Consider the following 12,727-nt stretch of genomic DNA (forward strand, 5'->3'; position numbering starts at 1 on the left):
TCCGATAAAGGGCGGCGGTGGAGACAAGAACCGGGACGCGCCCGGCCATGACACCAATGTTTTGCTACGGGACGAAGCGCCAACCATGACCAATCACCTGTTCTCGCTGATCCGTGCGCGCCAGCCGGACGCCAGCCGCCTGTTTGCCGAGCTGCCCGACGGGCGGCGTTATGACTATGGCGCGCTGGAGCGGCGCAGCGCGCAATATGCCAACGCGCTGGTGCAACTTGGGGTGAAGCCCGGCGACCGGGTGGCGCTGCAGGTCGAGAAGAGCCTTGAGGCGGTGTTCGCCTATCTCGGCACGGTGCGGGCCGGGGCGGTGTTCCTGCCGCTCAACACCGCCTACACCCCCTCCGAGATCGACTATTTCCTCAGCGACGCCGAGCCGGCGGTCTTCGTCTGCGATCCCGCGCAGGAAGCCGCGTTGGCGCCGATCGCGAAAGCGCGCGGCGTCGGGCAACTCCTGACGCTCGATGCGACGGGCACGGGCACGCTGCGCGCGGCGGCGGACGCCCAGCGCACCAGCTTCGAGGACGTGGCGCGCGGGCCGGACGATCTGGCCGCGCTGCTCTACACCTCCGGCACCACCGGGCGCTCCAAGGGCGCGATGCTCAGCCACGACAACCTCGCCTCGAACGCGCAGGTGCTGGCGGAGTATTGGGGCTTCACGCCGGACGACGTGCTGATCCACGCGCTGCCGATTTTCCACACCCACGGCCTGTTCGTCGCGATCAACGCCACGCTGCTCGCCGGCTCCTCGATGATCTTCCTGCCGAGGTTCGACGCCGATCTGGTGCTGACGCTCATGGGCCGCGCCAGCGTGCTGATGGGCGTGCCGACCTTCTACACCCGGCTGCTGAAGCACCCCGGCCTCAGCCCTGAGGCGGCGAAGGCGATGCGCCTGTTCATCTCCGGCTCCGCGCCGCTGCTGGCGGAGACCCACCGCGAATGGCACGCGAAGACCGGCCACGCCATTCTCGAACGCTACGGCATGACCGAGACCGGCATGAACACCTCGAACCCCTATGAGGGCGCACGCATCGCCGGCACGGTCGGCTTTCCGCTGCCGGGGGTGGAACTGCGCGTGGTCGACCCCGAGAACGGCCGCGAACTGATCCATGGCGCCATCGGCATGATCGAGGTGCGCGGGCCGAACGTGTTCAAGGGCTATTGGCGCATGCCGGAGAAGACGGCGGCAGAGTTCCATGAGGGCTGGTTCGTGACCGGCGATCTGGGCCTGATCGACGCGCGCGGCTATGTGCAGATCGTCGGGCGCGGCAAGGATCTCGTGATCACCGGCGGCTTCAACGTCTACCCCAAGGAGATCGAGACCGAGATCGACGCCATAGACGGCGTGGTTGAGAGCGCCGTGATCGGGCTGCCGCATGCCGATTTCGGCGAGGGCGTCACCGCCGTGGTGGTGGCGCGCGAGGGCGCGGGGCTGAGCGAGGCGCAGGTGCTCGGCGCGCTGGAGGGCCGGCTCGCCAGGTTCAAATGCCCCAAGCGCGTCGTCTTCCTCAACGATTTGCCACGCAACACCATGGGCAAGGTGCAGAAGAACCTGCTGCGCGAGCAGTTCAAGGGGCTGTATGGCGGGTGAGGGGGCGGCTCGCATGGCCGTCTCAGACACGGCCATGACAAGGCTGGGGCGGCACTGACCGTGCCGCACTCCTTCTGTCCGTACTCGGCGTGACCCTGAGATCGTCCGTTTCGGGTGGCCGGTCGTCGCGCCCCGTGGCAGACCGGCGGGACACGACGCTGCACCAAAGGCCATCGATGAAACCGACGGCATCCGACGACGCACTGCTCTATCGCGCGACGCTGCCGTCGCCGGTGGGCCTCCTCACGCTGGTCGCGGCCGATCATGGCCTCGTCGCGGTGCTTTGGCCGGCGGACGATCCCGCCCGCGTCCGCCTGCCGGCCTTACTGGAGGCGCCCGATCATCCGGTTCTGGCGGAGGCGGCGCGGCAGCTTGGCGAGTATTTCGCGGGCGCGCGCACCGTGTTCGACCTGCCGCTCGCCCCGCGCGGCACCGAATTTCAACGCGCAGTGTGGCGGGCGCTGGACGCCATTGCCTATGGCGAGACCCGCTCCTATGCGCAGATCGCCCGGCAGGTCGGTTCGCCCAAGGCGTTCCGCGCGGTCGGCGCCGCCAATGGCCGTAATCCGATTTCCATCATCACCCCCTGCCACCGCGCCATTGGTTCCAACGGCACGCTGACCGGCTTTGCCGGCGGGCTGGAGGCCAAGCGTTATCTTCTTGCGCTGGAGGCGAGGCAGCGCCCGCTGCTCTGAAGCCGGCGCGGCGTGTGCTAGGATCGCTCTATTCGATCCCCGCAGCGACCGCACCCATGCCCCGCACCGAGCTGTTCCTCGCCTTTCTCGCCACCGCCGGCCTGTTCGCCTGCATTCCCGGCCCCGCCATGCTCTACACGGCGGCGCAGACGCTCGCGCGCGGCCGCCTGTCCGGGCTGATGGCGGTGCTCGGCCTGCATCTGGGCTGCTATGTCCATGTCATCGCGGCGGCAGCGGGGCTCTCCGTGCTGTTTCATGCCGTGCCGGTGCTCTATCTGGGCGTGAAGCTCGCGGGCGCGGCCTATCTGGTGTGGCTCGGCATCGGGCTATTTCGCGCCAAGGCTGGCGGCGAGGAGGTGGCGCTGCCGGGGCTGGCGCGCAAATCGGCGCGGCGCGCCTTCATCGAGAGCGTGACGGTCGAGGTGCTGAACCCCAAGACCGCGATCTTCTTCCTCGCTTTGCTGCCGCAGTTCATCGATCCGGCCGCGAGCCTGCCGGTCTGGGCGCAGTTCCTGGTGCTGGGCACGCTGGTGAATGTGATGTTCACCTCGACCGATATCGTCTGCGTGATGGTTGCGGGCGCTCTGGTGGAGCGGCTGAGGCGCTCCGGCCGCGCGCAGCGCCTGATGCGGCGCGCCGGTGGGGCGGTGCTGGTCGGGCTCGGCACCCATCTCGCGCTCCAGCGCGGCTGAGCTTCAGTCCTTCAGCTTGCCGAGCACCGAGATCAGCTCGGCGACCTTCTTGCGCTGCTCGTCGGCGTCGCCGGAGGCGATGGCGTGTTCGACGCAATGGCCGACATGGTCGCGCAGCACCTCTTCCTCCACGCGCTTGAGTGCCGCGCGCACCGCCGCCACCTGCGTGACGATATCGATGCAATAGCGGTTATCCTCGACCATGCGGGAGATACCCCGCACCTGTCCCTCGATGCGGTTGAGGCGTTTCAGGCAAGCGGTGCGCGTGTCGTTCTGCATGCTTGTCATATACCCCTGCCGGGTATATATCGCAAGCCGGGGTTGATACCCCGGCAGGGTATACATGGAGGCGGCGATGGCTGAGCACGATGCGCAGGATCATGCGGGTCACGATCATTCAAAGCACGGGGCTTCCTGCTGCGGTGGGCACAAGGAGACAGCGCCCGAGCCGAAGGCGTCCTCCTGCTGCGGCGCGGGTCATGGCCACGATCATGCGCACCATGACCATGCGGGTCACGACCATCATGCCCATGCCCATGCCCCGGCGTCCTCCCACATGGTGAAGGACCCCGTCTGCGGCATGGATGTCGATCCGCACACCGCGACGCTGAAGGCCGATCATAAGGGCCTCACCTATTATTTCTGCGCGCCCGGCTGCCGCACCAAGTTCATCGCCGACCCGGAAAAATATCTCGGCGACAAGGCCCCGGCCGAGCCGGTGCCGGAGGGCACGGAATATACCTGCCCGATGCACCCGGAAATCCGGCAGATCGGCCCCGGTTCCTGCCCGATCTGCGGCATGGCGCTGGAGCCGATGCTGGTCAGCCTCGACGACGGGCCGAACCACGAACTCATCGACATGAGCCGCCGGTTCTGGATCGGCCTCGTTCTGGCGCTCCCGGTGTTCGTGCTGGAAATGGGCGGCCACCTCATTCCGGCGCTGCATCATCTGGTGCCGCCGGGGGTCTCGGTCTGGGTGCAGTTTGCGCTGGCGACGCCGGTGGTGCTGTGGGCCGGCTGGCCGTTCTTCGTGCGCGGCTGGCAGTCCGTGATGACCCGCAACCTCAACATGTTCACGCTGATCGCGCTCGGCACCGGGGCGGCCTATCTCTACAGCGTGGTCGCGGTTCTTGCGCCGGGCGTGTTCCCGGACGGATTCCGCGCCGCGGACGGCACGGTCGCGGTCTATTTCGAGGCCGCGGCGGTGATCACGGTGCTGGTGCTGCTCGGGCAGGTGCTGGAACTGCGCGCCCGCGAGCAGACCTCCGGGGCGCTGAAGGCGCTGCTGGACCTTGCGCCGAAAACCGCGCGGCGCATCGATGCCGATGGCAGCGAGGCGGAAGTCCCGCTCGATCAGGTGGGCGTCGGTGACCGGCTGCGGGTGCGCCCCGGCGAGAAGGTGCCGGTCGACGGCATGGTGGAGGAGGGGCGCTCGGCGCTGGACGAGAGCCTCGTCACCGGCGAATCCATGCCGGTCACCAAGGCCGAGGGCGACGCCGTGATCGGCGGCACGCTGAACCGTTCCGGCGGCCTCGTCATCGTGGCGAACAAGGTCGGGCGTGACACCATGCTTGCGCGCATCGTGCAGATGGTGGCGGAGGCGCAGCGCTCGCGCGCGCCGATCCAGCGCCTCGCCGACCGGATCGCCGGCTGGTTCGTGCCGCTGGTGGTGGGCGCGGCGCTCATCGCCTTCGCCGCCTGGGCATGGTTCGGGCCGGACCCGAAATTCGCCCATGCGCTGATCGCCGCCGTGGCGGTGCTCATCATCGCCTGTCCCTGCGCGCTGGGTCTGGCCACGCCGATGTCGATCATGGTCGGTGTCGGACGTGGGGCGCAGATGGGGGTGCTGATCAAGAACGCCGAGGCGCTGGAGCGGCTGGAGAGGGTCGACACCCTCGTCGTCGACAAGACCGGCACGCTGACCGAAGGCAAGCCGGCGCTGACGGCTCTCGTGGCGGCGGAAGGCTTCGACGAGGACGGCGTGCTGCGCCTCGCCGCCAGTGTCGAGCGGCCCTCCGAGCATCCGCTGGCGCAGGCCATCGTCGCGGCGGCGGAAGCAAAGGGTATCGACATCCCCAAGGTGCGGGGCTTCGACAGCCCGACCGGCAAGGGCGCCTATGGCCTCGTCGAGGGCAAGCGCGTGGTGCTGGGCAGCGCGGCGTTCCTCAAGGAACTCGGCATCGACACCGCCGAGCTGGCTGCCCGCGCGGACGAACTGCGCGCCGATGGCGGCAGCGCGATCTATATCGGCATCAACGGCAAGCCGGCGGGCATTCTCGCCATCGCCGATCCGGTGAAAGCCACCACCCCCGAGGCGATCCGCCAGCTCGGCGCCGACGGCATCCGCGTGGTGATGCTGACCGGCGACAACCGCGTGACCGCGCAGGCGGTCGCGGCAAAGCTCGGCATCACCGAGGTGGAGGCCGAGGTGGCGCCGGAGGGCAAGGCCGCGGTGATCGAGCGGCTGAAGCGCGAGGGCCGGGTGGTGGCGATGGCCGGCGACGGCGTCAACGATGCGCCCGCGCTGGCGAGCGCGGATGTCGGCATCGCCATGGGGCACGGCACCGATGTCGCCATCGAGAGCGCCGGCGTGACCCTGCTCAAGGGCGACCTGACCGGCATCGTCCGCGCCCGGCACCTGTCGAGCGCGACCATGGCCAATATTCGCCAGAACCTGTTCTTCGCCTTCATCTACAACGCGGCCGGCGTGCCGATCGCGGCGGGCGTGCTCTACCCGGTGTTCGGGCTGCTGCTCTCGCCCATGGTGGCGGCGCTCGCCATGTCACTGTCCTCGGTCAGCGTCATCGCCAACGCGCTAAGGCTGCGCGCGGCGAAGGTGTGAACCGGTCGATCAAGGCCGGCCGCGTCAGGCGGCCGGCCTTGTTTTTCGTTCCGAATCGTAATAATCGAAGTTACATGAAAAAAGACAGCCGCCTCTCCTCGGTGCTTCACGCCCTGCTTCACATGGCAGAGCGGGAGGGGCCGGTGACCTCCGAAGAACTGGCGGTGTGTATGCACACCAACCCGGTCGTCGTCCGCCGTACCATGGGCTTGCTGCGGGACGCCGGTCTGGTGGTTTCGGCTCGCGGCTCGGGCGGCGGCTGGCAGATCATGGCCGATCTGGAACAGGTCACGCTTCGCCAATTGCACGAGACGCTCGGCGAGCCCGCTATCTTCGCCATCGGCAATCGCAACGAGACGCCGCAATGCCTGGTCGAACAATCGGTCAACGCGGCGCTCGATGACGCCTTCGCCGAAGCCGAGGCGCTGCTCCTCGAACGATTTTCCCGGATCACCCTCGCGGAACTCGCCGCCGAGTTCCAACGGCGTCACGCCGCCTACAGACAGGGACAAGCCTGACCATGCACGATGTCGTCATTATCGGGGGCAGCTACGCCGGAATGGCCGCTGCCCTCCAGCTTCTGCGCGCGCGCCGTTCGGTGCTGGTGATCGATGCCGGCCTGCGCCGCAACCGCTTCGCCAGCCGCTCGCACGGTTTTCTCGGACAGGATGGTGTCGATCCGGCCGAGATCGCGCGCGTCGCACGGTCCCAGCTTGAGGCGTACCCGACGCTGCAATGGGTCGAGGACACCGCGCTCGCCGCGTCCGGGGCGAAGGACGGCTTCGCGGTCGCCACCGCCTCCGGCGCGGTCCATCACGGGCGCCGGCTGCTGTTCGCCACCGGCGTCAGCGACACGCTGCCCGCCATTGACGGGCTGGCCGAGCGCTGGGGTCGCAGCGTGTTTCACTGCCCCTACTGCCACGGCTACGAGCTGGAACGCGGGCGTATCGGCGTCATCGCCACTGGCGAGGGCGCGCTGCATCAGGCCCGGCTGGTCGCGGAATGGGGCGAGGTCACGCTGTTCACCCATGGCGCTTTCGTGCCCGATGCCGGCGCGCGGGCGGAGCTTGCCGTGCATGGCGTCGCACTGGAGGAGGTGTCGATCGCGCGCATCGAGGAGACGGCGCTCGTGGTGCTGGAAGATGGGCGTCGGCTGGACTTTGCCGGTCTGTTCACCGCCCCACTCAATGCACCGGCGACGCCGATCGCGCAGGCGCTGGGCTGCGCATTGGCCGAGACGCCTTTCGGCACGCAGATCCGCGCCGACGAGGCCAAGGAGACCAGCATTCCCGGCGCCTATGCCTGCGGGGACGCGGCACGGGTGCCGCATTCGGTGTCACTGGCGGTGGCGGACGGCGCCTGGGCCGGGGTGAACCTTCACCGCTCTCTGGTGTTCTGAGGCGGGCGCCCCATGAAAAACCCGCCCCCGACGCAGGCCGGAGGCGGGTGAGACGGAGCGCGATGCCTCACTCCGCCGCGAGGCGGAAGATCTGGGCGCTGGGCTTCTCGACCGGCATGTCGGTGGCGATCTTTTCGGCGATCATCTGCGCGGTGGCGGCCGAGAGCGTCCAGCCGAGATGGCCGTGGCCGGTGTTGTAGAACACGCCCGGCAGCTTGCCGGCGCCGACGCGCGGCATCAGGTTCGGCATCATCGGGCGCAGGCCGGCCCACGGCACGGTGCGCGCGGTGGAGACGCCGGGGAACAGCTGGCGGGTCCAGTTCACCAGCGGCGCGATGCGGTCGGCGCGGATGTCTCGGTTCTCGCCGTTGAACTCGGCAGTGCCGGCGACGCGGAAGCGATCCTTGCCGAGGCGCGAGGTGACGATCTTGGTCTGGTCGTCGAGCAGGCTCACCCACGGCGCGGCGTTCTGGCTGGCCTCGTCGTCGAGCATCACGGTGATGGAATAGCCCTTCACCGGATAGATGTTCACGCGGTCGCCGAACTGGGCGGCCAGCGCGCGGGAGCCGACGCCGGCGCAGACCACCACGCCGTCGAAGCTCAGGGTCTCACGGATCGGACGCGCATCCTCGCTCGACGGGGCAAGCGTCAGCGCGATGTCGACGCGCGGCTTGCCGGCGCTGACGCTGTGCTTGACCGAATCGACACTTGCCTCGTTGACGAAGGTCACGCCATGGCGGCGGCAGGCATCGGCGAGGCCACGGGTGAACAGGTGGATGTCGCCGGTGGAATCGGATTCGGTGAAGAAGCCACCATAATAATCGCCGTGCAGCGTCGGCTCGATCGCGCGGATCTCGGAGGGGCCGACGGCGCGGCGGGCGAGGCCGCCCTGGGCATAGAGCTCGCTGGCGCGGGCGGCGGCGTCATAGCCAAGCTTGTCGCGGTAAATGTGCAGGATGCCGCGCTTTTCCAGCTTGAAGTCGATGCCTTCGCGGCTTGCCATCTCGAACATGTAGTCCCGCGCCTTGATGGCGAGGCGGGTGGTCTCGATAGTGTTGGCCTTGTAGTTCGGGATGTTGGCGAGGAACTCGGCCATCCAGGAGTATTTGTGCCAGGAGGGTTTCGGGTTCATCAGCAGCGGGGCGTCCGCCTTGAACATCCACTTGATGCCCTTGAGCACGGTGGACCAGGAGTTCCACACCTCGGCATTGGAGGCCGAAAGCTGGCCGCCATTGGCGAAGGAGGTCTCCATCGCCGCATAGCGCTGGCGATCGATGACCGTGACGTCATAGCCACGTTCGCTCAGGGCATAGGCGGTGGTGATGCCGGTGATGCCGGCGCCGATAACAGCAATGCTGCGCATGGGGAACTCCCGCGCTTGAGGACGACAAGGCGCGGATGGATCGTCCATCCGGCCCACTGTCCCCAATCTGTCGCGGTACCTGAGAGCTCGCCCCGAGGTGAACGGGAATAATCCGTCGCCCCTCGGGCTTCCCCTTCGGTGGGCACCTGCCGGAATGGCGGCGGCGCCTCTCTCCAGATCGTCCTGATTATGCGGTCCCTTGGGCCTGAGAGTTTCCTGGGGGGTTGCTCCGTCGGCGCCGACACATGTCCGGGAGGACTGTCGGTCTCTCCCGCATAACCATTAGCAGACGGCTATATGCATCGCACAAAAGCATGCCCGTTTCAAGGGCAGCTTCCACCGTCCGGGCCCCCGACCAAGGGATGAGAGGCGCGGCTCACAGCGTCGTGACGGCATCGAGCCCGAGATCCAGGATCGGCGCGGAATGGGTGATCCAGCCGACCGAAATCAGGTCGACGCCGCTGGCCGCGATCGGGCCGATGGTCTCGCGATTGATCCGGCCCGAGGCCTCGGTGAGCGCCCGCCCACCCACGATCCCGACCGCCTGGCGGAGCAGTTCCGGCCCCATATTGTCGAGCAGCACCGCGTCGACGCCCTCCGCCATCGCCTCGTGGAGCTGATCGAGCGTGTCGACCTCGACCTCGATCTTCACCATGTGCCCGGCATGGGCCTTGGCCGCGCGGATGGCTGGCACCACGCCGCCGGCGACCGCGATGTGGTTGTCCTTGATCAGCACCGCGTCGTCGAGGCCGAAACGGTGGTTGGAGCCTCCGCCGGCGCGCACGGCGTGTTTCTCGATGGCGCGCAGGCCCGGCGTGGTCTTGCGGGTGCACACCACATGAGCCTTGCCGTGCGCACGGGCGATCTCGACCAGCGAGGAGGTGGCGGTCGCGATACCGGACATGCGGCAGGCGAGGTTCAGCGCCACGCGCTCGGCCGAGAGGATTGAGCGCGCCGAACCGCGCACGCGCATCACCACGTCGCCGGGCGCCAGCGCCGCGCCGTCGGGGCGTTCGACCGTGACGTCGAGAGTCGGGTCGTAGAGCTGGAAGGCAAGGCGGGCGACGTCGATGCCGGCAGCGACGCCGGGCTGGCGACTGGCGACCACCGCCTCGAAGCGCAGACCGGCGGGCACCACCGAATCGGTGGTCACGTCGCCGGCGCGGCCAAGGTCTTCGAGAAACGCGGTGCGCAGCAGCGGCTCGACCAGCAAATGGGGCAGGGGAGGCAGATGAGGCTGGGACATGGTTGTTTGACCTGTGAAATTCGTGCGGCCCGGAAACCGGGTGTCGCCGCTGCTCCCTCGCCCCGTATGGGCGAGGGGTGGGGCAGGGGAGCTGGAGGGCTCCGCGACCGTGTCGCCCTCACCGATCCGCGTCGCGGATCATCTCGTCCGATAGAGGTCCCTATACGAGGCCGTCTTACGCCACCTGCCGCTCGGCCGGTTCCAGCGCGATGTCGGCCAGCATGATCTCGGCATGAAGCGCGGCGGCGGCGGGGAGCGGGAAGTCGGTGCGGAAATGCCCGCCACGGCTTTCCTCGCGCCGCAGCGCCGCCTCCGCAACCATGCGCGCGATGAGCGAGAAGTCGTCTCCGTCGCGCTCATTCAACGCGGCGAGCTGGCCGAGCGCGCCCTTCAGCGTCGCGGCCTCGCGCACCACGCCGACCTGCCGGTCCATCAGCGCGCGGATTTCTGCGCGCGACAGCGAGCGGCGCACCGGGGCGGTCCCCTCAAGGTCGCGCGCACCCGGGACGTCGCGGCCGGCGATGTCGGCGGCGATGCGCGGGGCGAAGGCGAGCGCCTCCAGCAGCGAGTTGCTGGCGAGCCGGTTGGCACCGTGCAGCCCGGTCGAGGCCACCTCGCCGCAGGCCCACAGCCCTTCGAGCGACGTGCGGCCGGACAGGTCCACCTTGATGCCGCCCATATGATAATGCGCCGCCGGCCGTACCGGAATCGGGGTCTGCGCCGGGTCGATGCCATTGGCCCGGCACAGCGCCACCACGCCGGGGAAGCGGCGGTCGATATTCTCGAAACGGGCGTCCAGCACCACCTGACGGCCGCTCGCGATCTGGGCGAAGATGGCGCGCGCCACCACGTCGCGCGGGGCAAGCTCGCGGCCGGGCACGTCTTCCATGAAGCGCTCGCCGCGTTCATTGAGCAGGATCGCGCCTTCCCCGCGCAGCGCCTCGGTGGCGAGCGGCATCGGCGCCGGGCCGCCGGGTCCGCGCGCCTGCGCGTCGGTCACCGCCATGGCAGTCGGGTGGAACTGCACGAACTCCATGTCGCGCATCACCGCCCCCGCGCGGGCGGCAAGAGCGAGGCCCGAGCCCGTTGCCCCGAGCGGATTGGTGGTCGAGGCATAGAGCCCGCCGAGCCCGCCGGTCGCCAGCACCACGGCGCGGGCGGCAAGGCGCAGCGTCTCACCATCGGCGCGGGTGACGGCGAGGCCCGCGACCTCACCGTGCGTGTCGCGCAGCAGGCAGGTCGCGCGGGTCGCCTCCATGAGATGGACGGACGGGCAGGCGCGCACCGCGCGCACCAGCGTTTCCAGCACCACGCGCCCGGTGCCGTCGCCATCGGCATGGACGATGCGGCGGCGGCAATGGGCGGCCTCCAGCCCCAGCGCGAGCGCGCCGGAAGCGTCGCGGTCGAACGGGGTGGCGAGGCTGACCAGCCAGTCGATGGCGGCCGGTGCGGCCTCCGCGACCAGCCGGGCGACCGGAGCCTCGGTGAGGCCGGCGCCGGCGGCGAGCGTGTCGAGGGCGTGCAACTCCGGCCGGTCATCGGCGCCGATGGCGGCGGCGATGCCGCCCTGCGCCCATCCGGTCGCGGCTTCCTGCCCGAGCGTGGAGGCAACGATGAGCGTCACCGGCCGCGGCGCGAGCCGCAGCGCAGTGGCGAGACCGGCAACCCCGCCGCCGACAACGACGACGTTTTCAGGCGCGTGCTTCACGGCAATTCCCCTTGTCGAGGCGTTCAGCGGATGGCGAGCATGCGCTCGACGGCGAGCCGGGCGCGGTCGGCGATGGCGGGATCGATCTCGACGGCGTGGGTCATCGTCTCCAGCGAGCGACGGATCGCCGGCAGGGTGATGCGCCGCATGTGCGGGCACAGATTGCAGGGCCGCACGAACTCGACATCGGGGTGCTGCACCGACACATTGTCCGCCATCGAGCACTCGGTGATCAGCACCACGCGGGCCGGCTTTTCGTCGCGCACATAGTCCGCCATGCCGGCGGTGGAGCCGGCATAGTCGGCTTCGGCCACCACCTCGGGCGGGCATTCGGGATGCGCCAGCACCACGACGCCGGGATGGTTCTCGCGCAGGTCGCGAATGTCCTGCGGGGTGAAGCGCTCATGCACCTCGCAATGGCCCTTCCACGCGATCAGCTCCAGCTCCGGCACTTCCTTCTGCACGTTCTGGGCGAGGAACTCGTCGGGCAGCATCAGGATGCGGTTGGTGCCCCATTCCTTCGCGACATGGCGCACCACCTTCACGGCGTTGCCGGAGGTGCAGCAATAATCGCTCTCGGCCTTCACCTCTGCGGAGGTGTTGACATAGGTGACCACCGGCACGCCGGGGAAGCGCTCGCGCAGCAGGCGGATGTCGGCGGCGGTGATGCTTTCGGCCAGCGAGCAGCCGGCCTTCATGTCCGGCATCAGCACCGTCTTGGACGGGTTCAGCAGCTTGGCGGTCTCGGCCATGAAATGCACGCCGGCCATGACGATGACGTCGGCATCCACCGTCACCGCTTCGCGGGCCAGCGCGAGGCTGTCGCCCACGATGTCGGCCACCGTGTTGAAGATTTCAGGCGCCTGGTAATTGTGGCCGAGCACAACGGCGTTGCGCTCCTTCTTCAGCCGCTCGATCGCCTCGACGTCGCGCGCGATCAGCGGCCATTCCGCCGGGGTGACGTGACGGGCCACCCGCGCATAGAGCTGGGGCAGCGGCAGGGCGGGCGCCAGCGGCCGTTCGGCATGAAGGCGGGCGGCGGACTCATCGCGAGGCAGCGTGGCGGCGTCGGCATCCAGCATATCGGCCTCCCTTATACTCGTTTTGAGTATAACTAGGGTCAAGAAAGACCGGCGCAAGGCCCGGCATTTGGCTTATGCTAAGACTGAGTATAAGTGCCTG

At 68.8% G+C, this 12,727-nt stretch carries 11 protein-coding genes and 2 riboswitches; of the genes, 6 read left to right on the forward strand and 5 right to left on the reverse strand.

The annotated features are described in order from the left end of the window. The first annotated feature begins 85 nt into the window (after nt 1-85). The 3 genes from MKI84_RS11995 (at nt 86) to MKI84_RS12005 (ending at nt 2,987) form a co-directional block, all read left to right on the forward strand. Nucleotides 86-1,600 (forward strand): malonate--CoA ligase, encoded by a 1,515-nt coding sequence (locus MKI84_RS11995; RefSeq protein ID WP_241619725.1) that lies wholly within the window; start codon nt 86-88, stop codon nt 1,598-1,600. 176 nt (nt 1,601-1,776) lie between these two features. After that, a complete protein-coding gene (locus MKI84_RS12000) occupies nt 1,777-2,295 on the forward strand; it encodes a methylated-DNA--[protein]-cysteine S-methyltransferase (RefSeq protein ID WP_281063224.1) in 519 nt (172 codons plus the stop codon). 56 nt (nt 2,296-2,351) lie between these two features. After that, nucleotides 2,352-2,987, forward strand: a complete 636-nt coding sequence (locus MKI84_RS12005) for a LysE family translocator (protein WP_241619727.1) — start codon at nt 2,352-2,354, stop codon at nt 2,985-2,987. 3 nt (nt 2,988-2,990) lie between these two features. On the opposite strand, the gene MKI84_RS12010 is transcribed toward MKI84_RS12005, so the two are convergent. Next, nucleotides 2,991-3,266, reverse strand: a complete 276-nt coding sequence (locus MKI84_RS12010) for a metal-sensitive transcriptional regulator (RefSeq protein WP_241619729.1) — start codon at nt 3,264-3,266, stop codon at nt 2,991-2,993. 76 nt (nt 3,267-3,342) lie between these two features. Between MKI84_RS12010 and MKI84_RS12015 the strand changes: the two genes are divergently transcribed. The 3 genes from MKI84_RS12015 (at nt 3,343) to MKI84_RS12025 (ending at nt 7,228) form a co-directional block, all read left to right on the forward strand. Next, nucleotides 3,343-5,829, forward strand: a complete 2,487-nt coding sequence (locus tag MKI84_RS12015; protein WP_281063225.1) for a heavy metal translocating P-type ATPase — start codon at nt 3,343-3,345, stop codon at nt 5,827-5,829. Nucleotides 5,830-5,903: 74 nt separating this feature from the next. Further along, nucleotides 5,904-6,347 (forward strand): RrF2 family transcriptional regulator, encoded by a 444-nt coding sequence (locus MKI84_RS12020; RefSeq protein ID WP_241619731.1) that lies wholly within the window; start codon nt 5,904-5,906, stop codon nt 6,345-6,347. Between the two features lie 2 nt (nt 6,348-6,349). Then, nucleotides 6,350-7,228 carry an NAD(P)/FAD-dependent oxidoreductase gene (locus tag MKI84_RS12025; protein ID WP_241619733.1) on the forward strand — a complete coding sequence of 293 codons (879 nt, stop codon included), beginning with the start codon at nt 6,350-6,352 and terminating at the stop codon, nt 7,226-7,228. Between the two features lie 67 nt (nt 7,229-7,295). Here MKI84_RS12025 and MKI84_RS12030 read toward each other — a convergent pair whose 3' ends face one another. From MKI84_RS12030 to nadA, 4 genes are all read right to left on the reverse strand, one after another. Beyond that, nucleotides 7,296-8,591, reverse strand: a complete 1,296-nt coding sequence (locus tag MKI84_RS12030) for a D-amino acid dehydrogenase (RefSeq protein WP_241619735.1) — start codon at nt 8,589-8,591, stop codon at nt 7,296-7,298. A gap of 59 nt (nt 8,592-8,650) precedes the next feature. Further along, a riboswitch (glycine riboswitch) is annotated at nt 8,651-8,773 on the reverse strand. After that, a riboswitch (glycine riboswitch) is annotated at nt 8,774-8,875 on the reverse strand. Between the two features lie 92 nt (nt 8,876-8,967). Next, nucleotides 8,968-9,837, reverse strand: a complete 870-nt coding sequence (gene nadC / locus MKI84_RS12035) for a carboxylating nicotinate-nucleotide diphosphorylase (RefSeq protein WP_241619736.1) — start codon at nt 9,835-9,837, stop codon at nt 8,968-8,970. 175 nt (nt 9,838-10,012) lie between these two features. Beyond that, the gene (locus tag MKI84_RS12040; RefSeq protein WP_241619738.1) at nt 10,013-11,545 is read right to left on the reverse strand and encodes an L-aspartate oxidase; all 1,533 of its coding nucleotides are present in this window, start codon (nt 11,543-11,545) and stop codon (nt 10,013-10,015) included. 23 nt (nt 11,546-11,568) lie between these two features. Next, nucleotides 11,569-12,627: a quinolinate synthase NadA gene (nadA, locus tag MKI84_RS12045; protein ID WP_245404759.1), complete on the reverse strand. Its 1,059-nt coding sequence runs from the start codon at nt 12,625-12,627 to the stop codon at nt 11,569-11,571. Nucleotides 12,628-12,727 lie beyond the last annotated feature (100 nt).

It is taken from the genome of Ancylobacter gelatini (assembly GCF_022601675.1).
Lineage (GTDB): Bacteria > Pseudomonadota > Alphaproteobacteria > Rhizobiales > Xanthobacteraceae > Ancylobacter > Ancylobacter gelatini.